This window comes from Shinella sp. CPCC 101442 (genome assembly GCF_024704725.1).
Taxonomy (GTDB): domain Bacteria; phylum Pseudomonadota; class Alphaproteobacteria; order Rhizobiales; family Rhizobiaceae; genus Shinella.
Map to the genome: position 1 here is coordinate 229,857 of NZ_JALIQS010000001.1, position 24,065 is coordinate 253,921.

Below are 24,065 nucleotides of genomic sequence, written 5' to 3' on the forward strand. Positions count from 1 at the left end.
AACGTCCGGCTCAAAGTCACATCAAGGATGTGGTGTTCGGCGCCGACAATCGCGCCCAAAAACCGTTAGAGAAAGGCGTCGATCGTCCCGGCGATGAGGGAGAGCGAGACGGCGCCGGCATCGGGATGGCCGATACTGCGCTCGGCGAGCGGTCGCGCGCGGCCAAGCCGTGGCGCGAGCGGAGCGGTCGCTTCCGCCGCCGCCTTGCAGGTGACACTCGCCTTCCGCCACGCCTCCTTCAGGGAAAGACCATCGGCCTTTGCCGTTTCAAGCGTGGCGACGAAGGGCACGAAGGCATCGACCAACGTCTTGTCTCCGGGCCTTGCGCCGCCGAGGCGCATGACGTCGTCAAGCGCGATGCCGGCACCGCGCACCACGTCGGCCCCCTCGATGGCTTTCTCATCGGAAAAGGCGGAACTCCAGGAGCGCAGCAGCAGACCCCAGATCGCGCCGGAGGTGCCGCCCGCCCGGTCCGCCCAGGCGTCGCCGGCAACACCAAGCGCACTCTTCGCGCCGGCACCGGCCGCCACGGCCTGCCGGATCGCATCACGGGCGGCAGTTGCGCCGCGACGCATGCCCTGGCCGTGATCGCCATCGCCGGCAAAGGCATCGATCCGCCCCAGTTCGGCTTCCGCTTCCTGAAGCGCCGACACCATGGCATCAAGAATGCCGGCAAGGCAGCGGGCACTTTCCTGCGAAGCCGACGATGCCGGGCCGAAGACCGGTGTCTCGTCCTCGGCATTCGCCTTGAATGCGGCCGGCTCCGTCCGGAACACTTCGCCTCGACGGAAGACCGGCGTGTCGCATGGTGCCAGCCAGTAGCGCTCCAGTTCCTCGTCCAGCCACAGCACGGTCAGCGAGCAGCCCTGCATGTCGAGGCTGGTGACATATTCGCCGACTTCGGGCGAAACGAGATCGACGCCGGAGGCGGCCAGCAGCGGTTCCACCGCATTCCACAACACGAAGAGCTCTTCGTATTTGGTGGCGCCGAGACCATTGAGCAGAACGGCGGCGCGGCGCGCACCGGTCGGGCGCTCGGCCAGAACGGTATCGACCAGCAGCCTTGCGAGCGCGTTTGCAGGCACGATCTCCGTGTCCCGGATGCCGGGCTCGCCATGAATGCCCAGGCCCAGCGCCATCATGCCCTTCGGCACGGTAAACAGCGGCTCCTTGCTCCCCGGAAGCGTACAGCCGCCGAAGGCGACACCAAAAGAAAAGGTGCGAGCGTTGGCAAGCCGCGTCACGCGCTCGACCTCGTCGATTGCAAGCCCGGCCTCTGCCGCTGCGCCCGCGACCTTGAAGACGACGAAATCGCCCGCAATCCCGCGCCGCCGCAGATGTTGCTCCGCCGGGGCGCTGGCGACGTCATCCGTGACGGTGACGATACGCACATCGATCCCCTCGGCGCGCAGGCGTTCAGCCGCGACGCCGAAATTGAGAACGTCACCGGCATAATTGCCGAAACCGAGGAGGATACCGCCGCCATGGTCCGCATTGCGGCAGACGCGCGCAACCGCCGCCGTGGATGGCGAGGCAAAAATCTCTCCGGCCACCGCCGCATCCGCCATGCCCGGCCCGACATAACCGGCAAAGGCCGGGTAGTGGCCGGAACCACCACCGACAATGACCGAGACCTTGCCCAGCGGCACCGCCGTCGCGCGGACGACCCCGCCCTTCACTAGCCGGACATAGCGCCCATAGACGCGGGAAAAGCCCGCAAGCGCGGATGAGGCAAAGGCTTCGGGGTCGTCGACGATCTTGGTCACGGGCGTCTCCTGCGGGCAATCATGCCGCGAAGATGCAACATGGATCGAGCGGAGAAAAGGGCAAAGAAACAACCGACGGTCTAAGACACGTCAAAGGCTTACGCGGTTGAAGGCCCTCAACTGCTCGGCAATAGCCGCAACCTCCGAGGCGCGGCGGCTCTCGTCCCAACCGAGTGCCGCCGCGGCAATATCGGCCAGTTCGTCCAGTCCCTGCGCCGTTACCTTGCCCTCAATCGCGAGTGTCGTGCGGCGCATGACGATATCGGCGAGATGTTCGATCATTTCGTTTTGCGCGATCCAGCCGATCTCTGCGCGGCCGTAACCTTCGACATGGGCAAGCGGCGCGTCACCGGCTTGCGCGATATGGGCAAGGATGGCGTCCGCCGTCGTTCCGTAGCACGACAGGAGGGCCTCGATGCGCGCAGCCGGCAGGCCGCTTCTTGCGGCGCGTTCGGAAATCCAGGCGCGGCGTGCCGTCTCGTCCACCGGAAAAGCTCGCCCGCCACCGATCGGCAGCATCTGCGTGCTGGTCTTGCGGCTACGCCCCATGCGGGCAAGGATCGTATCCGCCACCTCCTCGGCAAAACCGCGAAAGGTCGTCCACTTGCCGCCGACGAGCGAGATGACGGGGAACGGCCGGCCATCAGCCGGTTCCGCCACGGGCGCCGAATGGTCGCGACTGATCAGGCCGGGATTGTTGGCGTCCGAAGCCGGGAGCGGACGGATGCCGCTATAGGCATAGACAATCTGGTCGCGGCCGAAGCGCAACTTTGGCAACAATGAGCCGAGACTTGCGAGGAAGTAGTCGATTTCGTCTTCCTCGCAGCGCACCGTCTCCGGGTTGTCGGCCTTGATGTCGGTCGAGCCGACGAGGGCTAGGCCCAGGAAATCGTAGACGAGGCAGATGCGGCCATCGTCCGCCTCGAAATAGATCATGCGGCCTTTCAGGCTTTTCACCAGTTCGGGATGCTTCAGCAGGATATGCGAGCCCTTCGTGCCGCCTATCAGCTTGCCCGAAATGCCGAGCGTCGCGTTGACGTGGTCGATCCATGGCCCGGCCCCGTTGACCACGATGCCGGCGCGAACCAGTCGCTCGCCGCCGCGGGGATCTTTTAGCCGCAGCACGCCATCGTGCTGTCCGAGCAACGTCGTGTCATTCATCGCGCCCGACATCGGGCTCGCGTCGAGACCGTCGCGCACCACTTCCCAGACCAGCCGTTCCGGCCGGCTGATCTTGGCATCATAGTAGATACCGCCGGCAACGATGCGCGGCGTGATCTCCGGCATCTCCTCAAGCGCCTTGCGGCGGAAGAAGAACTGATGCTTCGGCATGACGCGATGGCGCGCGCCGTAGAGATCGTAGAGCGCAAGGCCGATCTTGATGAGCACCGCACCGCGGCTGCGTGGCGCGGTCGTCGAGCCGAGCAGCGTGCGGAGCGCCGCAAAGGCTCCCTTCATCAGCGAAAACGATGGAATGAACGTCGGCAGCGGCTCGACGCAATGCGGCGCGTTGCGCAGCAGGAGATTGCGCTCCAGCGTCGACTGCGCAACGAGGCCGAGTTCGCCCGTCTCCAAGTATTTGATGCCGCCATGGATGAGGCGGGAGGGGGCTGAACTGGTGCCGGAGCCGAAGTCGGCCTTATCGACAACAAGGCATTTCAGGCCCTGGAGGCAGAGGTCCCGGAAAAGCCCTGCTCCGTTGATGCCCGCTCCGAGGATGATGACGTCGAAGGTCTCGACCGGGCCGGCTGTTGTGTCCGTCATGATGGGGATTCCTGTTGTCTACGCGCCGAGACGCCGGAGGGTCGGCCAGAGCGGCTTCATGGCCTCGGCGAGATCGAGGAAGACCCGATACTTCTCGTCATAGGCGCGCTGCCGGTCGGGATCCGGCTGATACGTCGTCTCGATCGACGCAAGGTCGCGTGGATCGGCGGTGGGCGAGGCAAAGAGCCCGGCACCCGCGCCTGCACAAAGCGCAGCTCCCCATGCGGCCGCCTCTTCCGTACGCGTCGCCGTGACCGGCAGGCCGAGGATATCGGCAAAGAGACCCGCCATGGCGGGATTGCGCGAGATACCACCGGTGAGGCGTGCAGATGTCGGCGCAAAACCATCGCGCAGCGCTTCGACATGGACGCGATGGTTGAACGCGATGCCCTCCAGCACGGCGCGCACCAGATCACCCCGGTCATGCCAGGCATTCAGCCCGTAGAAGCCGGCGCTCGACGCACCGCCGAAGGGCGAGCCGAAAAGATAGGGATGGAAGAAGGCACTCGACGGGCGCCGGCGTGCGACCTCGAATTCCTTGCCGAGGATCGCGTGGATGCTCTCGCCTGACGCCTCGGCCTGCCGTGCATCGCCGGCGCAGAACTGCTCGATGAACCAATCGTAGTTGGCGGTAGAGGCGGGCGAGATGGACATGTTGTTCCATTCGCCCGGCAGAATGCCGTTGCGGCAGAACCAGCGAGCATCGACCTTCGGCGCCGGCGACACCGTCTCGTTGATCGAATAGGTGCCGGCGATGACGGCGACGACGCCCTCGCCATAACCGCCCATGCCGAGCGCAGACGCCGTGACATCATGCAGGCCCGCCATGACCGGCGTACCGGCGACGAGACCGGTCTGCCGCGCCGTCTCGGCCGTCACGCCGCCGACGACCTCGGTAGAGCCCGCCATCGACGGCTGCCGGCCGGAAAGGCGATCCAGCCCGAAGAGGCGGAAGGCGTCGTCGGCATAGTCCTGCGTCTGCACATTGGTGAAGGAGGTGCTCGCCTCGGTGCGGTCCGTGCCGATCGTGCCGCACAGGCAGAACCGCAACCAGTCCTTCGCCGCGATGAAATGGGCGATACGGGCGTAGCGCTCCAGCTCATGCTCGCGAATCCAGCGGAGAATGGCGGAGGGTGCGGAGGCATGCGGCTTCTGCCCCGTGAGTGCCAACGACTGTTCGCCGACCTCGCCCTCGTTCCACGCATCGGCAATCGCACCGGCGCGCGTATCGAGCGAGACGATGGCATTGCCGAGAGGCTTCTTGTCGTCATCCAGCAGATAGATACCGTCGCCATGCGCCGTTGCGGCAATCGCAACGATATCGGAGGCCGGACGACCGCAGGCGGCGACCGCCTCGCGTATGGCATCCGCCGTTGCCGTCCACAGCCCATCCATGTCGCGCTCGACATGCTGCGGCGCGGGGATCAGCTGCGGAACGCGGCGACGGGCGATGGCGAGCACCGTTCCGTCCGCGTCGAAAATAACAGCCTTGGTGACCGTCAGGCCGCTGTCTATACCCATGATGCAGGGCATCGCTCTCTCCATTCTCAAACGAAGGAAGAACGGCACACGGCATCAGGATATCCGCGACAGCGGAAACCTCAGCCGGCCCGTTCCCCGTCCGCCACAATGACGTTGATCCCCTTCGAGCGCATGCGCGACAGGTGGGAGATCGGGATATCTTCGTCGACGATCACGGCGTCGAATTCTTCAAGCGTCGCGAAGTGGTGCAACGCGCGCCGCTCGAACTTGGTGTGATCCGCCAGAAGCACGCGCCGGGCGGAGCTTTCGAACATCGCGCGCTTCGTCGCGACGGTTTCCGGCGACTGGTGGTAGACCACGTCGTCGACGATGGCCGAGAGCGACATGAACACGGTGTCGGCGCGCAGCCGGCGGATTTCGTTGGTGGTGATATGCCCCATGAAGGCATTGCACCAATGGTAGAACTGGCCCCCGAGACAGATGAGGTTGAGATCGCTCACCTCCTTCAGCTCGTTGATGAGAACGAGCGAATTGGTGATGACCGTCAGCGGCACCTTGGCCGGCAGAAACCGCGTCATCTCATGCACGGTCGTGGCATCGTCCATGAAGATCGCCTGCCCCGGCTCGACGAACTGCATCGCCGCCTTCGCGATCGCCTTCTTCTCCTTCGCCTGCTTTGTGGCGCGGTAGGCATCGGAGGATTCGATGAGGCTGGTGGGTGCGGCCGAAACGATGCCGCGCGTCTTGCGGAAGAGCCCCCGGCTCACGAGGTCGTCGACATCGCGGTGCGCCGTCATCAGGCTGATGCCGAAGCGCTCGGTCAGGTCCTCGATGCGGATGGAGCCTTCGGCGATGACCGTCTCGGCGATCATCTGACGCCGCACGAGCTGGCGCGCGTGCCGGCTGTCGCTCGGCAACTCTTCCGACAGCAAATCCTTGACGTCGACTTTCTTGTTCACGGGAGATCCTGCCATGCTTCGAGGTGAGAGCTTTCGTATCTCGTATCGGGCGGCAAGGAAAATGCCAAGCTGACCCGGGATGCCCCGGGGCATGAGGGTGGGAGCGCCCCGAAAGGCGCCCCCGATATCGATTACTCGCTCAGAACGAAGGGAGCGGTGTACTTGTCGACATTGTCCTTGGTGATCAGCAGGCAATCGAACAGCTGCTTTTCGGTGTCGACACCGGTCGAACCGTTCTTGATCACGTTATCGGCCTGCTTGACGGCCGCTTCCGAGAACACGGCGACCGGCTGAAGGACGGTGTACTGCAGTTCACCGGCCTTGATGGCGGCGACTGCGTCCGGCGAACCGTCGAAACCGCCAACCTTGACCTGCTCGAGCTTGCCGGCTTCCTTGAGCGCTGCGATAGCACCCAGCGCCATTTCGTCGTTGCCGCTGATCACGCCGATGATGTCGGGGTTTGCCTGAAGCAGGGACTGCATCTTGGCGTGGCCCTTGGTGCGATCCCAGTCAGCCACTTCCTTGCCGGACTTTTCAAGGTCCGGATACTGCGTCAGCACGGTTTCGTAGCCGTTCGAACGCGTTGCGGCGTTGTTGTCGGAGGGCGCGCCGAAGAGCTCGACATACTTGCCCTTGTCGCCGACCGCTTCGACCCACTGCTGCGCACCGAGAGCGGCACCCTGGGCATTGTTCGAAACGAGCTGCGCCTTTGCAAGGCCTTCCTGGTTGATCTCGGCATTGACGAGGATGACCGGGATACCGGCAGCAACGGCCTTCTTGACCGCACCGACCGAACCGTCGGCATTTGCCGGGTCGAGGATGATAGCGACCGACTTGTTGGTGATGGCGGTGTCTACGAGATTGCTCTCGGTGTTCGTGTCACCCTTGTGGGCGCCGACATTGGCCGTGTAGCCAAGGCTTTCAGCCGTCTTCTTGGCAACTTCGCCTTCCGTGAACCAGTAGGGGTTCGACGGATCGTTGACGATGACGGTGATCAGACCTTCGGCCCAGGCAGAGCTGAACAGCAGCGGCATGACGGCAGTTGCTGCGAAGAGTACACGCATACCTTTTTTGAACATGATCTCACTCCCTTTGTTGAGTTCGTTTACGCCGATTTTCGGCAATACTTTCCGCTGCCGGGCCACTCGGTGGTCCGCCTCTCCCGGCATCGGTCAGTTGGTGTCGGTCGTCGCTGATCTCAGCGGCGGCCGTATTTGACGCTGTTCAGGAGAACGGCGGTAACGATGACGGCGCCGGTGAAAACCGTCTGCCAGTAGGCCGAGACGCCGATGATCACGAGGCCGTCCGAAAGGAAGCCGATCACGAAGGCGCCGAGCATGGTGCCGATGACCGTGCCACGGCCACCCGTCAGGGCCGCGCCGCCGATGACGACAGCCGCGATCGCCGTCAGCTCATAGGTGGTGCCGGCGGTCGGGCCTGCGGAGGTCAGCTGCGAGGAAAGAACGAGGCCGGCGACGGCGGCGCAGATGCCCGAGAGCACATAGACCGTGATCTTCACGCGCTTGACCGGCACACCCGACAGTTCCGCCGCACGCTCGTTGCCACCGGACGAATAGAGCCAGCGACCGAAGGCCGTGCGGGCAAGCAGGATGTGGCAGGCGATGGCGAAGACGAAGAGCACGAGGACGCCGATCGGCACGCCGGCAAGACGGTTGAAGCCGAGCCAGTCGAAACCGGTATTGCCGAGGTCGGGGCGGCCGCCGAGATTGTTGTAGGTGAGACCGTTCGTCATGAGCAGCGCGACGCCGCGGGCAACGTAGAGCACGCCGAGCGTCGCGACGAAGGCCGGCACCCGGAGATAGGCGATCAGCACGCCGTTCACCGCGCCGACGACGGCACCGAGCAGGCAGGTCAGCACCACGACAACCCAGACCGAGGGATAGAGGATGATGCCGAGCTGCGGCAGCGTCACGCCCTGCATCAGGAAACCCGCGACGACGCCGGCGAGGCCGAGCGTGGAACCGACCGAGAGGTCGATGCCGCCATTGAGGATGACCAGCAGCATGCCGATGGCGAGCAGGCCGAAGATGGCGACATGCGAGGCCATGATCAGGAAGTTGCTGACCGTGAAATAGTTCGGCGACATCAAGGAGAAGACGACGATGATGGCGATCAGCGCGAAGAAGGCGCGCCCCTCGAACAGGAGCTCGACGAAGCTCTTCTTGCGTTTGCCGCCGCTTACCGCTGCCTTTGTCTGGATTGCAGGTGTGACTGACATGGATTCAGCGCTCCTAATGGGCATGCACGGCTTCGCCCGAGGCGGCCATGATCTGTTCTTTGGTCACGTCGGGACCGAATTCGGCGGAGATGCGGCCGCGCCGCATGACGATGATGCGATGCGCGATGCTGAGGCACTCGCCGACCTCGGAGGTCGTGTAGACGACCGCGAGACCCTGCCTTGCGCGCTCGGCGAGCAACTTGAAGACTTCCGCCTTGGCGCCGATGTCGATGCCGCGGCTCGGCTCGTCGAGCAGGATGACTTCAGGGTCCGTCGCCAGCATCTTGCCGATGACGACCTTCTGCTGGTTGCCGCCGGAGAGCGAGCCGATCGGCGCTGCGCCGCCATCCGTCTTGATGTGCACCTTGCGGATCGCATTTTCGACAAGCCCGTTTTCGCGGGAGGTCGAGGTAAAGAGGCCGCGCGTGAAAGCGCCGAGGCTGGCAAGCGAGAGATTGCGGCCGACGGTCATGGTCTGCACCAGGCCGTCGCGCTGCCGGTCTTCCGGCACGAGCACGAGCCCGTCGCGAATGCATTCGGCAATCGACTGGCCGGTGACGTCCCTGCCCTTCAGCACGACCTTGCCGGCCGCGGGTTTCAGACGGCCTGCGACCGTTTCCAGAAGCTCCGTGCGCCCGGCGCCCATCAGCCCATAGATGCAGACGATTTCACCGGCGCGCACCGACAGCGACATGCCGTCAACGGCCGAGTAGCCGGCACCACCCGGATCGGGAACGGTCAGCCCCTCGATGGAGAGCGAAACATTGCCCATTTCATAACCGGAGGGCGGCGAGCCGAGGTCGAAATTGTCGCCGACCATGTGGCGAACGATCCATTCGAGATCGATATCCTTGCGCTCGGCATAGGCCGTCATCGTGCCGTCGCGCAGCACCACCGCGTGATGGGTGATCTGCAGCGCCTCCTCAAGATGATGTGAGATATAGACGATGGAGACGCCGCGGGCGGTGAGGTCGCGGATGACCTTGAACAGCACCTCGACTTCCGAGGCAGATAGCGCCGAGGTCGGCTCGTCCATGATCAGAATGCGCGAATTGACCGAAAGCGCACGCGCGATCTCGACGATCTGCTGCTGGCCGAGGCGCAGGTCCTCGACAGGCGTCAGAGGATCGATGTCCTCTTCGAGTTCTTCCATCAGGAGACGCGTCTGGCGCTCTTCCTCGGCGAAATCAACACCCGTCGCCGTCATGATTTCGCGACCCATAAAGATGTTGTCGCGAACGTTCATGTTCGGGGCGAGGCTGAGCTCCTGATGGATGATGGAGATACCGCGGTCACGTGCTTGGGAGGATGACGCGAAAACGACCGATTCCCCATCGAGAATAATGTCGCCCGATGTCGGCTTGACCACACCGGACAGGATTTTCATCAGCGTCGACTTGCCGGCGCCGTTCTCGCCGAACAGGGTCGTTACCTGCCCGCGATGAATATCGAAATTGACGCCTTTGAGGGCATGGACGCTGCCGTAGGACTTTGCCACGTTGCGCGCGGCAAGAACGACTTCGCCTTTCGGGCCGGCTTCCGGGATCGCGCTCATTGGACGTCGAACCTGACAGGAGTGACGATCCAGCTCTTCGGATTGACGAGCTTGAAGACGCCGATGACGGAAACGGTCTTGCCGGAGAGCGATGCCGGGTCGAGGTCGCCGAGAACGACCTTCTTGACTTCGTTGTTGATGGCGGAGCCCGCGTCCTGATATTCGATCTGGTTCTTGAACTGACCGAATTCGATCTGGCCCGTCGCATCGCGCAGGTCCGTGCCGTTCAACGCCGGGCCGGTCTGGACGCGCAGTGTCAGTTCGGCCGGCAGACCTTCGACGGCGATGACGCTGTAATTCGCCTTGCGCTCGCCGATCACACCGGTGAACTTGACCGGAAAGACCGGGCCGGTTGTGGTTTTGACGCCATATTTCTCGCTTGCCGCCTTCTTGTCGGCAGCAATGGCCTGCGCCAGCTCGACCGCATCGGCCGCGCGCGTCTCGACGCTCTGCTTGATGACGGGGAATTGCTCGGCCCCGAACGCCACCGGCGAGAATTTCTGGACCTGGACGTCGGCCTCCGAGCCGATCTGCACGATCTTCGTATCGAAGGCCATGGCGCCGACCAGCACGACGGCAGCGGCTATGCCGATCCAGCGATAGCTGCGTGCAGGCTGGGACGATTTCGGGAGCGTGGCGTCAGTCATGTCAGATGGCCTTGCAGTTGAACGATGGAAGCGTCAGCGGGCGCGCCGGCGGAGAGCCGGTGGCATCAATCGGCTGAGAAACACATCTATGGCGCCAGGGCCCTGTGTCGATGCCTTCCAAACAGAACATGTCATGATGTCCTCCCCATGAACGCGCCAGCCAGATCTCCTCACCCGCTTTGCGCTGCAGTGCACACTTTTTCGCAGTTGCGATATATGTGTGTGATATGTCCCAGTGTATATGTTAATTTAACACAGACTGTCAATCGACGATTTCAGACTGCACCGTTTTGTGATCGCTGCCCAAAACTGGCAGATTACCCATGAACACGGAATCTACGCGCAACCTCTGTCACCACGGAAGCAGTAGGAAAACAGGCATACAAAAGGTGGAAGTAAGGCTGTTTTTCCTTGAAAAAATCCGTGAAATCGGAAATTTCAAAGCGGCTGGTGTTATCTATATGCATCAGGATGCGGAGCCATGAGACCATCGAGATGCGCCGCATCTCTTTCACGCCTCACCCAGGCATCATACTTGAAAAAAAATTCTTAATAAGAAAAATTTTACGAGACACGTGATAACTTTATGTTATGTTATTTTGCGAGGCACGGGAGATCCGCGTGGAAATTCCTTGCAGGGTCGTCGAGACCCCGGCCAAGTGGCCATGAGGAGCGCACGCGCTTTCGTGAGACTATCGGGAGGATCGAATGCTTTGTTTCGGGTCAGGCGAAGCGGCGCGCATTGTCGCGGCCGGCATAGGTGCGCGCCATGACTGAGGCGCAAGGCCTGATCATCGGCATCGACGCCGGCACGTCGGTCATGAAAGCCGTCGCCTTCACGCTCGCCGGGCGCCAGATCGCCAGCGCTTCCGTGCGCAACAGCTACAAGACCAGCGATGATGGCTCCGTCACACAATCCCTCGAACAGACCTGGCTCGATTGCACGCGCGCTTTGCGCGGGCTCGCCGAAAAGGTCCAGAATCTCGCCGAACGCACCGCCGCCATTTCCGTCACGGCACAGGGCGACGGCACCTGGCTCGTCGGTGCCGGCAACCGCCCCGTTGGTGACGCCTGGCTGTGGCTTGACGCCCGCGCGGCACCGACCGTCGAACGGCTGGCCGCCAGCGATGCCGACCGCCAGCGCTTCGAGGCGACCGGCACCGGTCTCAACACCTGCCAGCAGGGCACGCAGCTTGCCCATATGGACCGCCACTTCCCCGAACTGCTTGCCGGCGCGGAAGTCGCGATGCATTGCAAGGACTGGCTCTATCTCAATTTGACGGGGGTGCGCGCCACCGATCCTTCCGAAGTGAGCTTCACCTTCGGCAATTTTCGCACGCGATGCTACGACGCAGACGTGCTCGCCGCCCTCGGCCTGACGCATCGCCGCAACCTGCTGCCCGAAGTCATCGAGGGCACGGAAACCACGCATCCGCTGACGGCGGAAGCCGCGGCGGCCGCGGGCCTTAAAGCCGGAACGCCTGTTTGCCTCGGTTATGTCGACATGTGCATGACGGCGCTGGGTGCGGGCGTTCGCAGCGAAGGCCGCAATGCCGCCTGTTCCGCCATCGGCTCGACGGGCGTCCATCTCCAGGCGAAATCCGTGGCCGACGTCGTGCTGAACGCCGAACGCACCGGCTATGTCATCGCGCTCCCCATCCCCGGCATCGTCACGCAGGTCCAGACCAATATGGGCGCGACGATCAATCTCGACTGGCTGCTCCAGCTCGGCGCCGATCTTCTCGGCGAATTCGGCGTCACCGTCGGGCTCAACGACATGATCGGCCGCGTCGACCAGTGGATTGCCGCGAGCAAGCCCGGCAACATCCTTTATCACCCCTATATCTCCGAGGCCGGCGAACGCGGCCCCTTCGTCAACGCCCGCGCTCGCGCCAATTTCACCGGCCTTGCGAGCCGCCACCGCTATCCGGATCTCGTGCGCGCCGTCGTGGAAGGCCTCGGCATGGCGACGCGCGACTGCTACGCCGCCATGGGCGCCCTGCCCTCCGAACTTCGCGTCAGCGGCGGTGCCGCCCGCTCGGCCTCGCTGCGGAAAACGCTCGGTGCGGCCCTTGGCGCGCCGGTTCGCGTCAGCACCCGTGAAGAAGCGGGCGCTGCGGGCGCCTCAATGATGGCCGCCGTCGCCATCGGCGCCTATCGCACGATGGACGACTGCATTGCCGACTGGGTGACGCCGGAGCTTGGCGATGCCGAACAGCCCAAACCCGAAGACACCGAACGCATGACCCGCCTCTTCGCCGCCTATTCCGAGGTGCGCCAAGGCATCGCGCCGGCCTGGGACATCCTGGCCGCGCGCTGACGAAATGACGAATGCGCGGCCCTCCCTGGCCGGCGCTGAAGGAGAACGAGATGAACGAGCCCGAGCTTATTGACCTCTTCGTGATCGGCGGCGGCATCAACGGCGCCGGCATTGCCCGCGACGCGGCGGGCCGCGGACTGAAGGTCGTGCTCTGCGAGAAGGACGACCTGGCCGAGGGCACGTCGTCGCGCTCCGGCAAGCTTGTGCATGGCGGCCTGCGCTATCTCGAATATTACGAATTCCGCCTGGTGCGCGAGGCCTTGATCGAGCGCGAAGTGCTGCTCAATGCCGCTCCCCACATCATCTGGCCGATGCGTTTCGTGCTGCCACATAGCCCGCAGGATCGTCCGGCCTGGCTCGTGCGCCTCGGGCTCTTCCTCTACGACCATCTCGGCGGCCGCAAGAAGCTGCCGGGCACGCGCACGCTGGATCTCAAGCGCGATCCCGAGGGCACGCCGATCCTCGACCAGTACGCGCGCGGCTTCGAATATTCCGACTGCTGGGTGGATGACGCCCGCCTCGTGACGCTGAACGCCATCGGCGCCGCCGAAAAGGGCGCCGTCATCCTGACCCGCTCGCCCGCCACTTCCGCCCGCCGCGAAAACGGCGCCTGGACGGTCACGACGACGAACGGTGCGACCGGAGAAACCAGAACCTTCCGCGCGAAATGCCTCGTCAACTGTGCCGGCCCCTGGGTTTCCGACATCATCAACCGCGTCGCCGGCTCGAACTCGTCGCGAAATGTGCGCCTCGTCAAGGGCAGCCACATCATCGTGCCGAAGTTCTGGGCAGGCGCGAATGCCTATCTGGTGCAGAACCACGACAAGCGCGTCATCTTCATCAACCCCTACGAGGGCGACAAGGCACTGATCGGCACCACCGATATCGCCTATGAAGGCCGCGCCGAGGACGTCTCGGCCGACGAGGCTGAGATCGATTATCTGCTGAAGGCGGTGAACCGCTACTTCAAGGAGAAGCTGCGCCGGCAGGACGTGCTGCATTCCTTCTCCGGCGTGCGCCCGCTGTTCGACGACGGCAAGGGCAACCCGTCCGCCGTCACCCGCGATTATGTCTTCGACCTCGACGAAACCGGGGGCGCGCCGCTGCTCAACGTCTTCGGCGGCAAAATCACCACCTTCCGCGAGCTGGCCGAGCGCGGCATGCACCGCCTCCAGCACATCTTCCCCAACATGGGCGGCGACTGGACGGAGAAGGCCCCGCTGCCGGGCGGCGACATGCCGAACGCCGACTACGAGACCTTCGCCAATAGCTTGCGTGATGCCTATCCCTGGATGCCGCGCAAGCTGGTGCAGCACTACGGCCGTCTCTACGGCACCCGCACGAAAGCCATTGTCGGCACCGCGACCAGCCTGGAAGGCCTGGGTCGGCATTTCGGCGGGCAGTTCTATGAGGCGGAAGCGCGCTACCTCGTCGCCAGTGAATGGGCGCAACGGGCGGAAGACGTGCTCTACCGCCGCACCAAACACTATTTGCACCTGACGGAAGCCGAACGTGCGGCTTTCGCCGACTGGTTCAACGCCACCCGCCTTGCCGCCGCCTGAGGATTCCATGTCGCTGACGCTCTCGCTCAACACCAATCCGCTGGTCAACCGCTTCGCCGATCCCGACGATCTCATCGAGACCGTCGCAAGGGACCTGAAGCTGCGCGATCTCCAGCTTACGCACGAATTCATCAATCCGAGCTGGAATGCCGCGACGATCAACCGGCTGACGCGGCAGATGGACAGGGCGCTTCAGCGCACCGGCGTTCGCGTCACCTCGGGCATGACCGGTCCCTATGGCCGCCTCAATCATTTCGGCCATCCGGATGCGGATGTGCGTCGCTACTATGTCGACTGGTTCAAGACCTTTGCCGATATCATCGGCGATCTCGGCGGCACCTCCGTCGGCACCCAGTTCGCCATCTTCACCTACAAGGATTTTGACGACCCGGTTCGCCGTGAGGAGCTGATCCGGATCGCCATCGACTGCTGGGCCGAAGTGGCCGAGCACGCCAAAGGTGCCGGCCTTTCCTATGTCTTCTGGGAACCGATGAGCGTCGGCCGAGAATTCGGCGAGACGATCGCCGAGTGCATCAAGCTTCAGGACCGGCTGACCACCGCCGACATGGCCGTCCCCATGTGGATGATGGCCGATATCGACCATGGCGACGTGACCTCCAGCAATCCTGACGATTACGAGCCCTATGCCTGGGCGCGCGCAGTTCCAAAAATCTCGCCGATCATCCACATCAAGCAGAGCCTGATGGACAAGGGCGGCCACCGTCCCTTTACCGCCGAATTCAACGCCAAGGGCCGCATCCAGCCGGAACCGTTGCTGAAGGCCTTTGCCGAGGGCGGCGCGCTCGACAACGAAATCTGCCTGGAACTCTCCTTCAAAGAACGCGAGCCGAACGACCGGCAGGTCATTCCGCAGATCGCCGAAAGCATCGCCTTCTGGGCGCCGCATATCGATACCGGTGAGTCCGATCTCAAGCTGGGCTGACCGTTCCTCGACCGCTTGCTAAGACTGGACCTGAAAAGCGCTTTCGCTTGCAGAGCAGGACAGGACATCGCCGATGACCGACAATGAAGATTCCCTCGCCGTCCGCGCCGCCTGGCTGCATTACATCGGGGGCTTCACGCAGTCCGCCGTGGCCAAGCGCCTCGGCATTCCCTCGGTGAAGGCGCATCGGCTGATCGCGCGCGCGGTCGCCGAAGGCGTGGTCAAGGTCAGCATCGACGGCGATATCGCCGAATGCGTCAACCTGGAAGTGGAACTCTCCAAACGGTACGGTCTCGACTATTGCGAGGTGGCCCCCGATGTCGACGACGATGCGCTGGCGCTGACGACGCTCGGCCATGTCGGCGCGGATTTCCTCCGCCGCGAGATCGAACGCGGCGAAGTGGCCGTCATCGGTTTGGGTCATGGGCGCACGCTTTCGGCGGCCGTCCACCATCTGCCCCGCATCAGCGCCAGCGGCACGCGCTTCGTCTCGCTTCTCGGCGGCCTCACCCGAAACTATGCCGCCAATCCCTATGATGTCATGCATCGGCTGGCGGCCAAGACCGGCACCCAGGCCTATGTGATGCCCGTGCCCTTCTTCGCCAATACGGAGGAAGACCGCGAGGTGCTGCTCTCCCAGCGCGGCGTGAGCGAGGTCTTCAATCTCGCCCGCAGCGCAGACCTGAAGCTCGTGGGTATCGGTACGGTCGACAATCAGGCCCACCTGGTCACCTCGGGCATGCTGCAGCCGGACGAGCTGGAAGAGATCGTAGCTCTTGGCGGCGTCGGCGAACTGCTCGGTCATTTCTTCGACAGCAAGGGCCGGATCCTCGAGACGTCGGTTACGGCACGCACGCTTGCTGCCTCCTTCTCGGAAACCGGGCGTGACCGGGTTGTCGCCATTGCCGGCGGCCCTGCGAAGACCGAGGCGATCCGCGCCGTGCTGCACAGCCACAAGCTCCACGGGCTCATTACCGACGAGCGGACCGCACGTCTTCTGTTGCAAAGTTCGGCGTGACAAAAATCACAAAATCACACTTTTCATGTTATAATTTGCCGAATTTGATGTTATAGAACTGGGAACATCAGGAGGATGCGGTGAAACGGGAAGAGCGCAGGCAGGAGATCATCAATCTTCTGGTCGAAAGCCGGGCCGTCGAACTCGATGACATCGCGGCGCGCTTCGGTGTCTCCAAGATGACCATTCACCGCGACCTCGACGATCTCGAACGCGCCGGTGTGCTGCGCAAGGTGCGTGGCGGCGCGACGATCGATGCGGGCACCCAGTTCGAGAGCGACTTCCGTTTCCGTGAACTGCAGGAGGCCGACGTCAAGCGCGCGCTGGCGAAGACTGCGGCCGAGCTCGTCGAACCAGGCATGACCGTGATGATCAACGACGGCTCGATGGCTTCGGTGCTCGGCGATGTGCTCGCCGAGAAGAAGCCGATCACCATCATCACCAACAATGCCGCGATCATGGAGCGCGCCAAGGGCCTGTCCGGGGTGACGCTGATTGCCGTCGGCGGCGTCTATTCCGCCAAGTTCAACGCCTATTTCGGCATCGTCACGGAAGAGGCCCTGTCGCGGCTTCGCGCCGACATTGCCTTCATCTCGGCGCCTGCGGCATCGGGCCGCCTCTCCTATCACATGGACGAGGCCGTGGTGCGCACCAAGCGGGCCATGATGGCGTCGAGCCGCCAGACCTGCCTGATGATCAACAGCCGACGCTTCGGCCACACCGCACTGCATGTGCTCGCCGATCTCGCCGAATTCGACACCGTCATTTCAGACAAACCCCTGCCCCACGACACATCCGCCGAACTTGGCGGTGGCAAGACCGTGGTGCGCATCGCCAAGGAGACGACGACATGAGCCACGGCCGGAATTTCTGGGTCGGCACGAGCTGGAAGATGAACAAGACGCTGGCGGAGGCAAAAGTCTTCGCCGAAGGTCTGAAGGCCGCCGATGACGGCCGTGACGCCCGCATCCAGCGCTTCGTCATCCCGCCCTTTACCGCCGTGCGCGAAGTCAAGGCTCTCCTGGCGGATACCTCCGTGAAGGTGGGCGCGCAGAACATGCACTGGGCCGATGAAGGTGCATGGACCGGCGAAGTCTCGCCCGTCATGCTGAAGGATTGCAATCTCGACCTCGTCGAACTCGGCCATTCCGAACGCCGTGAGCATTTTAGCGAAACGGATGAGCGCGTCGGTCTCAAGACGGAAGCCGCCGTGCGTCATGGACTCGTGCCGCTGATCTGCATCGGCGAAACGCTGGCCGACCGCGAGAGCGGCCGTGCGGCGGATGTGCTGGCCGCGCAGGTGCGCGGCGCGCTTGGCAAGCTCGAAGGTGCGCAGAAACAAGCCGAAATCCTGCTCGCCTACGAGCCTGTCTGGGCGATCGGCGAAAACGGCATTCCCGCCACCGCCGACTATGCCAACGCACGCCATGCCGAAATCGCGAAGGTGGCGGAAGATATTCTCGGCCGCCGCATTCCCTGCCTCTACGGCGGCTCGGTGAACCCCGGGAATTGCGAAGAACTGATCGCCTGCCCCGATATCGACGGGCTCTTCATCGGCCGTTCTGCCTGGAAGGTTGAAGGCTACCTCGACATCCTGGCGCGCTCAGCCGCCACCATCTGAAGAAGGAGAATTCCCATGAAACTCGCTATTGCCGGTGACAGCGCGGGCGAAGGTCTCGCCAAGGTCCTCGCCGATCACCTGAAGGACCGCCATGACGTGCACGAAGTCTCGCGCACCGATGCCGGCCCGGACGCCTTCTACGCCACTCTCTCCGACCGCGTCGCCTCGGCCGTCGTCGCCGGCGAATACGACCGTGCGATCCTCGTCTGCGGCACCGGCATCGGCGTCTGCATTTCCGCCAACAAGGTGCCCGGCATCCGTGCCGCGCTGACGCACGACACCTATTCGGCCGAGCGCGCAGCACTCTCCAACAACGCCCAGATCATCACCATGGGCGCCCGCGTCATCGGTTCGGAACTCGCCAAGGCCATCGCCGACGCCTACCTCGCCCAGACTTTTGACGAAAACGGCCGTTCGGCCGGCAACGTCCAGGCGATCAACGAGGTCGACGCCAAGTACAACGCCGGCAAGTAAACCGGCCTTGCGCCGACACGCCTGTTCGGGCGTGTCGGCAACCGCCTTCACACGGACTGAAAACTCCGGAAGATCCGATCCGATTCCCCTTCGACGGACCATGGCCGGCTGACGCCGCCGAGACTTTCCCCGACCGCAAGCCCCGCCTGGATCGCGTCCTCGTGGAAGCCGGAGCCGAAGTAGGAGCCGCAGAACCAGGTGTTGGACTGGCCCTGCAGCGACCAGAGCTGCTGTTGCGCCGACAGCGTCGCGGCGTTGAACAGCGGATGCTGGTAGAGGCCGCGCCAGATCACCTTGTCTTCCGCCGGCTGATGCAGCGGGCTCAGTGTTACGAAGAACGGGTGCTCGTCAGGAATGCCCTGCAGGCGGTTCATCCAGTAGGTCACGCACGGTTTGCGCGGCGCAGCGCCTTTGCGCCCGGAGCTGGCAAGGTAATTCCAGCTCGCCCAGACCCGCTTCCGACGCGGCATCAGGCTTTCATCGCTGTGAAGCACGGTCTCGTTATCGCCATAGGCGAAGGCGCTCAGAAGGTCGGCCTCCCGGTCCGACCGGTCGGCCAACATGCCGAGCGCCTGGTCGGCATGGGCGGCGATGACCACACGGTCGAACCATTCGGGTTCGGCACCCGGCACCGTGATCTCCACCGCGCCGTTGACCCGGCGGATCGCCTTGACCGGTGCGTTCGTGCGGATGCGATCCCGGAAGGGCGCCGTCAGCCGCTCCACATAGGCCCGGCTGCCACCGTCCACCGTGCGCCACGCGGGGCGGCGTACGAATTTCAGGAGACCGTGGTTTTCGCAAAACCGTACGAAGGAGAGGGCTGGATAATTGCCGATCTCCAGCGCCGGCGTCGACCAGATCGCCGCCGCCATCGGATAAAGGTGATCCTCGCGAAAAGCCCGGCCGAAACCCGCGCCGTCAAGATAGTCGTCGAGACTTGCGGCGGGGTCGAGATTGCGCACGCCGCTCGGCGCCTGCCGATAAAAGCGCACGAGATCGCGCAGCATCGACCAGAAGCGGATGCTTGCCAGGTTGCTGCGTTGCGCGAACAGGCCGGCAAGGTTGGTGCCGGCATATTCGAGCTGCCCCTCATCCATCGATACGGCGAAGGACATGTCCGAGACCTTGGTCGGAACGCGGAGATGCTGAAACAGCGCCGTGAGGTTCGGATAGGTCGTTTCGTTATAGACGATAAAGCCGGTATCGACGGGCGTGCCGCCACCATCCACCGTATGGCAATGCCCGCCGATCCGCGCCTCCGCCTCGAACACGGTCACATCATGACGCTGCGCGAGCAGCCAGGCCGCGGAAAGGCCTGCAATGCCCGTGCCGACCACGGCGATTTTCATGGGCCGGTCCGATTGGGGAAAATGGCGCATCGCGGTCCTTCTGCGGCTGTCGATTTGATCGGCGACTTTCTATACCTTCTACGATGAGGGGCCTCCGGCGGATCACCGTCCGACGCCTGTTCGAAAACCGGTGATCCGCTCCCAAAGCGGTCCCGTAAAAGGGTGCATGTATGAAGCTTCGAGCCCCGTCGTGTTGGAAATACCGCCTGCTTTTGCGGCTGGCCGGCGGCTTGCCGTCGTGAGTTCGATCGACACACCGCAGATGCCGACGCCCGACGTTTTGGCGGGCCTCATGATGCAGGTTGCCCGTGACCGGGACCGGCAGGCCTTCGCGCTGCTCTTCCGCCATTTCGGACCGCGGCTGAAGACCTTCTTCCTGCGCTGGACGATCTCGTCCGGCGTGGCGGAGGACCTGGTGCAGGAAACGATGCTGACCGTCTGGCGCAAGGCCTCCTACTTCGATCCGGCGCGGGCTGGCGTCGCGACCTGGATTTTTACGGTGGCGCGCAATATCCGCATCGATCACCTGCGTCGGCAACGCGATCCTTCCACCCTGCCGCCCGATCCGGAGGAGGCACCGGAGACGGTAGAGGACGGACTGCTCGGTGCCGAACGGGACGCGCAGGTGCGCCATGCGCTGACGGCGCTGTCCACGGAGCAGCAGACGATCATCCGCCTCTCCTATTTCAGCGAGAAATCGCAGACCGAAATCGCCGATGAACTGGGAATACCCCTCGGCACCGTGAAATCGAGAACACGCCTCGCGATGAACCGTCTGCGCGCGCTGCTGGAAGACCAACCATGAGCCAAACACATCACGCAACCGACGAGACCCTGATGCGTTATGCCGCCGGCACGCTCGCCGCCGCGCCTGCCATCGTCGTGAAGGCGCATCTGGCAAGCTGCCCGGCCTGCCGTGCCCGCGTCGCAACCTATGAGGCGCTCGGCGGCGCCCTGCTCGAAGACATCGAACCCACGCCGCTTTCGGCGACGGCGCTGAACGACGTTCTTGCCCTCCTTGATGACGAGGACGACGCGGCGGTTGCTGTGCCCCCGCCACTGGCGCCGGTGGAGATCGAGGGCATTCGCCTGCCGGAGGCGCTGCGCGGCTGCGATATCGGGCGCTGGCGCTGGATCGGTCCCGGCATGAAGATGAGCCGGGTCGGCGTGCCGCAGGATCCGGATGCCAATCTCATTCTGCTCAAGGTCGGCCCGGGCCGCGCCCTGCCCGATCACGGGCATGTCGGAACGGAATTCACCTATATCGTCTCGGGCTCGTTCACCGATAGGTTCGGCACGTTCCGGCCGGGAGACCTCGCCGAAATGGACGATGACGTCGAACACCAGCCGGTGGTCGACACGGACGGCGAATGCATCTGTCTCGCAGCCATGGAGGGCAGGATGCGCTTCAAGAGCGTCATCGGCCGTATGCTGCAACCCATCTTCGGGATCTGAGCCATGGGCCCGGCGGCGTTCTTCCTCCTCCTCGCCGCCGCCCTGTCCCTTGTCATGACCCTCGCCTGGCTTCTCGTCCTGCGCGGCGCCAAGTCCGGCTGGGTCGATGCGATCTGGTCCTTCCTTGTGGGATCGGCGGGAATGGCCGCGGCGCTCCTTCCGGTCAGCGGATGGGAGGGAGACGGCGAGCGGAGGATCTTGATTGCCATCCTCGTGGGTCTCTGGTCCTGCCGCCTCGGCCTCCATATTGCCAGGCGCACGCTGCATGGCGGCGAGGACCCGCGTTATGCCAGGCTGCGCGAAGAGTGGGGGCAACATTGGCGCTCCCGTCTCTTCCTCTTCCTGCAGATACAGGCGGCCGCCGCACTCCTGCTGGCAACGACCATTTTCTTCGCTGCCCGCAATCCCGCGCCGGGTTTGCGGTGGAGCGACATTGCCGGCACCGCCGTCCTGCTCATCGCCGTGCTTGGCGAAGGGTTGGCGGATGCCCAGCTGACGCGGTTCCGCGGCACTTCCACTAACAAGGGAAAGGTCTGCGATGTCGGGCTGTGGGGCCTTTCGCGCCATCCCAACTACTTCTTCCAGTGGCTCGGCTGGACGGGATATGCGGTCATCGCCATCGGTCCGGCGGGGACATGGGGCTGGGGCTGGGTGGCGCTCGCCGGTCCGGCCTTCATGTACTGGCTGCTCGTGCATGTCTCGGGAATTCCGCCGCTGGAAGCGCATATGCTGCGTTCACGCGGCATCGCCTTCGCCTCCTATGCCAGTCGCGTCAACGCCTTCTGGCCAGGCCCGCAAAACAGGGAGAAGCCGACATGAACCTCGCCGTCACCGCCATCACTGCCGCCGAGCGGCTGCCCCTTCCCGACAGCGCGCTGCGCTTCGGCATCGACCAGCTCATCAGCCGCACGCGCCGCCTGCTGGCGGACGGGGACGACCCGACGGACCGCGATTTCGCAAAGGCGATGGGCGAATGGCCGATCGCCGTGCACACCGACGAGGCCAATGCCCAGCATTACGAACTGCCGCCGGAATTCTTCGCACTGGCGCTCGGGCCCCGGCGCAAATATTCCTGCTGCCTCTATCCCGGAGCCGGCACGACGCTCGCGGACGCCGAGATCGCGGCGCTTGAGGAGACCTGCAGTCATGCCGACCTCGCCGACGGGCAGGACATTCTGGAACTCGGCTGCGGCTGGGGCTCGCTCTCGCTCTTCATGGCCGAGCGCTATCCCAATGCGCGCATCGTCTCCGTGTCGAATTCCGCCCCGCAGCGTTTTTACATCGAGACGGAAATCGAACGGCGCGGCCTTCAAAATCTCACGGTGATCACCGCCGACATGAACGTCTTTTCCCCGGAAGGCACTTTCGACCGCATCGTCTCCGTCGAAATGTTCGAGCATATGTCCAACTGGCAGGCCCTGCTCGCGCGGGCGCGCAGCTGGATGCGCCCCGATGGCCGGCTTTTCCTGCATGTGTTCTCCCACCGAACGACGGCCTACCGCTTCGACCATGCCGACAAGGCGGACTGGATCGCCCAGCATTTCTTCACCGGTGGCGTGATGCCGAGCCATGGCCTGGTGCGCGAATTCGGCGAGAGCTTTACCGTCGACAAGGACTGGCGCTGGAACGGCAAGCACTACGCGCGGACGGCCCTCGACTGGCTCGACAATTTCGACCGGAACCGCGAGGCGATCCGGACGATCTTCGAGGCGACCTATGGCCATGACGCCGCGCTCTGGCTGCGGCGCTGGCGCTTGTTCTTTCTTGCGACGGCGGGGCTTTTCGGCCATGCGGACGGTGAGGAATGGGGCGTCAGCCACTACAGGCTGCGCCCCACCGGCCAAGAACGATGACGCTGCTGAACGCCCTGGCCGGAGCGGTGCGGACCTACGCCCGCCATCCGGATCCACGCGTCGCCGCGGCGAACATCATTTCCCTGCTGGTCGCCTCGAACCAGCCGTTCTATCCGCTCTACCTGCTCTGGTTCGTCGGCAGTGACATCAAGCCCGCCTGGTTCACGTTTTTCTCGACGCCCTTCTTCCTCGCCGTGCCGGCCGTTGCGCGCTGGAACACGCTGGCGGGCCGAGCACTGCTGCCGCTTGCGGGCATCGGCAACACGGTCCTCTCCGCCTGGCTTTTCGGCACGCCCTCGGCAGTCGAAATCTTTCTCATCCCCTGTGGCGTGATTGCCCTGCTGCTCTTCCGCCCGACCGAACGTCTTGTCGGATTGTCGCTCGCGGGCCTCGCGTTCGGTGCCTTCCTTTTGCTGCACGGCGTCTACGGACAGCCGCTGGCGCACTATGACGCAACGGAATATGCCGCGCTCGCCCGTCTCAACATCATGAGCGCGAGCGCACTCACGGCTTTCGTCGCCCTTCTCTTTTCCAATATGCTCTCGGAGGCAGAACGGTCAGCCGAAGCGGCGCGCGGCGAGAAATCCGGCTGAGGCGCCGACGGCGGTCACGAAGGCACCCCAGGGAATGTCGGCAAGCGTGATGGCGAGCGGCCAGCCCCTGAGCGTCGCCTGGTTGGTAAGGTCGTAGGTGGCATAGGCGACGAGGCCGAGCACCGCGCCGTTCAACGCCGCCTTGGCAAGCCCACCGCTCTGAAGCGCCGGCAGGATCGCGAAGAACACGATGCCGGCGATATAGATCAGGTAGAAGCAGACCGCCGGCGCAAGCCGGAACTGGGGCTCCAGCTTGTCGCCGAGCAGCGGTCGGTAGAGCATGTCGGCCATCGTCGTCAGCCAGATCGCATCGACGATCAGGAAGGCGATGCCGGCCGCGAGATAGGCGGTGATGACGGTTTTCATGCCGGAGCCTCCGCTGGCGTTTAAAGATGGCTACGCGATTCCCGCTTCGCCGGATCACCCTCGAGTGAACCGGTCGGCACCCGTCTGCGTATAGAAGGC

22 protein-coding genes are annotated in these 24,065 nt (G+C 63.9%); 12 read left to right on the forward strand and 10 right to left on the reverse strand.

All coding sequences use genetic code 11. The annotated features are described in order from the left end of the window. Positions 1-65 precede the first annotated feature (65 nt). The 8 genes from MUO32_RS01120 to MUO32_RS01155 form a co-directional block, all read right to left on the reverse strand. Entirely contained in the window at positions 66-1,766 is a 1,701-nt protein-coding gene (locus MUO32_RS01120; protein WP_257946394.1) for a dihydroxyacetone kinase family protein, read from the reverse strand. 90 nt (positions 1,767-1,856) lie between these two features. After that, positions 1,857-3,530, reverse strand: coding sequence for a glycerol-3-phosphate dehydrogenase/oxidase (locus MUO32_RS01125; RefSeq protein ID WP_257946395.1), 1,674 nt, complete (start codon positions 3,528-3,530; stop codon positions 1,857-1,859). 18 nt (positions 3,531-3,548) lie between these two features. Further along, a complete protein-coding gene (locus tag MUO32_RS01130; protein ID WP_257946396.1) occupies positions 3,549-5,063 on the reverse strand; it encodes an FGGY-family carbohydrate kinase in 1,515 nt (504 codons plus the stop codon). 68 nt (positions 5,064-5,131) lie between these two features. Continuing rightward, on the reverse strand, positions 5,132-5,986 hold the full coding sequence (locus MUO32_RS01135) for a DeoR/GlpR family DNA-binding transcription regulator (protein ID WP_374708573.1): 855 nt from the start codon (positions 5,984-5,986) through the stop codon (positions 5,132-5,134). A 116-nt stretch (positions 5,987-6,102) separates the two neighbouring features. Continuing rightward, positions 6,103-7,050: a D-ribose ABC transporter substrate-binding protein gene (locus MUO32_RS01140; protein WP_117370188.1), complete on the reverse strand. Its 948-nt coding sequence runs from the start codon at positions 7,048-7,050 to the stop codon at positions 6,103-6,105. Positions 7,051-7,169: 119 nt separating this feature from the next. After that, entirely contained in the window at positions 7,170-8,210 is a 1,041-nt protein-coding gene (locus MUO32_RS01145; RefSeq protein WP_257946398.1) for an ABC transporter permease, read from the reverse strand. 13 nt (positions 8,211-8,223) lie between these two features. Then, the gene (locus tag MUO32_RS01150) at positions 8,224-9,765 is read right to left on the reverse strand and encodes a sugar ABC transporter ATP-binding protein (protein WP_257946399.1); all 1,542 of its coding nucleotides are present in this window, start codon (positions 9,763-9,765) and stop codon (positions 8,224-8,226) included. Continuing rightward, positions 9,762-10,412 carry a DUF2291 family protein gene (locus MUO32_RS01155; RefSeq protein ID WP_257946400.1) on the reverse strand — a complete coding sequence of 217 codons (651 nt, stop codon included), beginning with the start codon at positions 10,410-10,412 and terminating at the stop codon, positions 9,762-9,764. Before MUO32_RS01155 ends, MUO32_RS01150 begins: the two co-directional genes overlap by 4 nt. Before the next feature lie 769 nt (positions 10,413-11,181). On the opposite strand from MUO32_RS01155, the gene MUO32_RS01160 reads away from it, so the two are divergent. The 7 genes from MUO32_RS01160 (at position 11,182) to MUO32_RS01190 (ending at position 18,350) form a co-directional block, all read left to right on the forward strand. After that, complete coding sequence (locus tag MUO32_RS01160; protein WP_257946401.1) at positions 11,182-12,732, forward strand: FGGY-family carbohydrate kinase; 1,551 nt, start codon at positions 11,182-11,184, stop codon at positions 12,730-12,732. 50 nt (positions 12,733-12,782) lie between these two features. Next, positions 12,783-14,294, forward strand: a complete 1,512-nt coding sequence (locus MUO32_RS01165) for a glycerol-3-phosphate dehydrogenase (RefSeq protein WP_257947141.1) — start codon at positions 12,783-12,785, stop codon at positions 14,292-14,294. Between the two features lie 7 nt (positions 14,295-14,301). Next, complete coding sequence (locus MUO32_RS01170) at positions 14,302-15,237, forward strand: sugar phosphate isomerase/epimerase (RefSeq protein ID WP_257946402.1); 936 nt, start codon at positions 14,302-14,304, stop codon at positions 15,235-15,237. 73 nt (positions 15,238-15,310) lie between these two features. After that, on the forward strand, positions 15,311-16,255 hold the full coding sequence (locus MUO32_RS01175; protein ID WP_257946403.1) for a sugar-binding transcriptional regulator: 945 nt from the start codon (positions 15,311-15,313) through the stop codon (positions 16,253-16,255). Between the two features lie 80 nt (positions 16,256-16,335). After that, positions 16,336-17,109 (forward strand): DeoR/GlpR family DNA-binding transcription regulator, encoded by a 774-nt coding sequence (locus MUO32_RS01180; protein ID WP_257946404.1) that lies wholly within the window; start codon positions 16,336-16,338, stop codon positions 17,107-17,109. Next, entirely contained in the window at positions 17,106-17,876 is a 771-nt protein-coding gene (locus MUO32_RS01185) for a triose-phosphate isomerase (RefSeq protein ID WP_257946405.1), read from the forward strand. Before MUO32_RS01180 ends, MUO32_RS01185 begins: the two co-directional genes overlap by 4 nt. A 15-nt stretch (positions 17,877-17,891) precedes the next feature. Next, positions 17,892-18,350 (forward strand): RpiB/LacA/LacB family sugar-phosphate isomerase, encoded by a 459-nt coding sequence (locus MUO32_RS01190; RefSeq protein ID WP_257946406.1) that lies wholly within the window; start codon positions 17,892-17,894, stop codon positions 18,348-18,350. 47 nt (positions 18,351-18,397) lie between these two features. Here MUO32_RS01190 and MUO32_RS01195 read toward each other — a convergent pair whose 3' ends face one another. Then, complete coding sequence (locus MUO32_RS01195) at positions 18,398-19,699, reverse strand: NAD(P)/FAD-dependent oxidoreductase (protein WP_257946407.1); 1,302 nt, start codon at positions 19,697-19,699, stop codon at positions 18,398-18,400. 166 nt (positions 19,700-19,865) lie between these two features. Between MUO32_RS01195 and MUO32_RS01200 the strand changes: the two genes are divergently transcribed. Genes MUO32_RS01200 through MUO32_RS01220 form a run of 5 tightly spaced genes read left to right on the forward strand, consistent with a single transcriptional unit; the run spans position 19,866 to position 23,600 of the window. Next, positions 19,866-20,504, forward strand: coding sequence for a sigma-70 family RNA polymerase sigma factor (locus tag MUO32_RS01200; RefSeq protein WP_257946408.1), 639 nt, complete (start codon positions 19,866-19,868; stop codon positions 20,502-20,504). Continuing rightward, positions 20,501-21,154 (forward strand): ChrR family anti-sigma-E factor, encoded by a 654-nt coding sequence (locus MUO32_RS01205; protein WP_257946409.1) that lies wholly within the window; start codon positions 20,501-20,503, stop codon positions 21,152-21,154. The genes MUO32_RS01200 and MUO32_RS01205 overlap by 4 nt, the downstream gene beginning before the upstream one ends. A gap of 3 nt (positions 21,155-21,157) precedes the next feature. Then, positions 21,158-21,973 (forward strand): DUF1295 domain-containing protein, encoded by an 816-nt coding sequence (locus MUO32_RS01210; protein WP_257946410.1) that lies wholly within the window; start codon positions 21,158-21,160, stop codon positions 21,971-21,973. Next, positions 21,970-23,007 (forward strand): cyclopropane-fatty-acyl-phospholipid synthase family protein, encoded by a 1,038-nt coding sequence (locus MUO32_RS01215; protein ID WP_257946411.1) that lies wholly within the window; start codon positions 21,970-21,972, stop codon positions 23,005-23,007. The genes MUO32_RS01210 and MUO32_RS01215 overlap by 4 nt, the downstream gene beginning before the upstream one ends. Further along, the gene (locus MUO32_RS01220) at positions 23,004-23,600 is read left to right on the forward strand and encodes a hypothetical protein (protein WP_257946412.1); all 597 of its coding nucleotides are present in this window, start codon (positions 23,004-23,006) and stop codon (positions 23,598-23,600) included. Before MUO32_RS01215 ends, MUO32_RS01220 begins: the two co-directional genes overlap by 4 nt. On the opposite strand, the gene MUO32_RS01225 is transcribed toward MUO32_RS01220, so the two are convergent. Beyond that, the gene (locus MUO32_RS01225) at positions 23,565-23,966 is read right to left on the reverse strand and encodes a DUF2177 family protein (protein WP_257946413.1); all 402 of its coding nucleotides are present in this window, start codon (positions 23,964-23,966) and stop codon (positions 23,565-23,567) included. The two genes, MUO32_RS01220 and MUO32_RS01225, sit on opposite strands and share 36 nt — an antisense overlap. Positions 23,967-24,065 lie beyond the last annotated feature (99 nt).

Excerpts from the sequence above, each read along its gene's own strand:
- MUO32_RS01175 (WP_257946403.1), top strand. The coding sequence starts at position 15,311 with ATGACCGACAATGAAGATTCCCTCGCCGTCCGCGCCGCCTGGCTGCAT.
- MUO32_RS01170 (WP_257946402.1), top strand. The coding sequence starts at position 14,302 with ATGTCGCTGACGCTCTCGCTCAACACCAATCCGCTGGTCAACCGCTTC.
- MUO32_RS01135 (WP_374708573.1), bottom strand. The coding sequence starts at position 5,986 with ATGGCAGGATCTCCCGTGAACAAGAAAGTCGACGTCAAGGATTTGCTG.
- MUO32_RS01145 (WP_257946398.1), bottom strand. The coding sequence starts at position 8,210 with ATGTCAGTCACACCTGCAATCCAGACAAAGGCAGCGGTAAGCGGCGGC.
- MUO32_RS01205 (WP_257946409.1), top strand. The coding sequence starts at position 20,501 with ATGAGCCAAACACATCACGCAACCGACGAGACCCTGATGCGTTATGCC.
- MUO32_RS01190 (WP_257946406.1), top strand. The coding sequence starts at position 17,892 with ATGAAACTCGCTATTGCCGGTGACAGCGCGGGCGAAGGTCTCGCCAAG.
- MUO32_RS01225 (WP_257946413.1), bottom strand. The coding sequence starts at position 23,966 with ATGAAAACCGTCATCACCGCCTATCTCGCGGCCGGCATCGCCTTCCTG.
- MUO32_RS01140 (WP_117370188.1), bottom strand. The coding sequence starts at position 7,050 with ATGTTCAAAAAAGGTATGCGTGTACTCTTCGCAGCAACTGCCGTCATG.
- MUO32_RS01195 (WP_257946407.1), bottom strand. The coding sequence starts at position 19,699 with ATGAAAATCGCCGTGGTCGGCACGGGCATTGCAGGCCTTTCCGCGGCC.
- MUO32_RS01155 (WP_257946400.1), bottom strand. The coding sequence starts at position 10,412 with ATGACTGACGCCACGCTCCCGAAATCGTCCCAGCCTGCACGCAGCTAT.
- MUO32_RS01160 (WP_257946401.1), top strand. The coding sequence starts at position 11,182 with ATGACTGAGGCGCAAGGCCTGATCATCGGCATCGACGCCGGCACGTCG.
- MUO32_RS01200 (WP_257946408.1), top strand. The coding sequence starts at position 19,866 with ATGTATGAAGCTTCGAGCCCCGTCGTGTTGGAAATACCGCCTGCTTTT.
- MUO32_RS01130 (WP_257946396.1), bottom strand. The coding sequence starts at position 5,063 with ATGCCCTGCATCATGGGTATAGACAGCGGCCTGACGGTCACCAAGGCT.
- MUO32_RS01165 (WP_257947141.1), top strand. The coding sequence starts at position 12,783 with ATGAACGAGCCCGAGCTTATTGACCTCTTCGTGATCGGCGGCGGCATC.
- MUO32_RS01185 (WP_257946405.1), top strand. The coding sequence starts at position 17,106 with ATGAGCCACGGCCGGAATTTCTGGGTCGGCACGAGCTGGAAGATGAAC.
- MUO32_RS01125 (WP_257946395.1), bottom strand. The coding sequence starts at position 3,530 with ATGACGGACACAACAGCCGGCCCGGTCGAGACCTTCGACGTCATCATC.
- MUO32_RS01150 (WP_257946399.1), bottom strand. The coding sequence starts at position 9,765 with ATGAGCGCGATCCCGGAAGCCGGCCCGAAAGGCGAAGTCGTTCTTGCC.
- MUO32_RS01215 (WP_257946411.1), top strand. The coding sequence starts at position 21,970 with ATGAACCTCGCCGTCACCGCCATCACTGCCGCCGAGCGGCTGCCCCTT.
- MUO32_RS01210 (WP_257946410.1), top strand. The coding sequence starts at position 21,158 with ATGGGCCCGGCGGCGTTCTTCCTCCTCCTCGCCGCCGCCCTGTCCCTT.
- MUO32_RS01220 (WP_257946412.1), top strand. The coding sequence starts at position 23,004 with ATGACGCTGCTGAACGCCCTGGCCGGAGCGGTGCGGACCTACGCCCGC.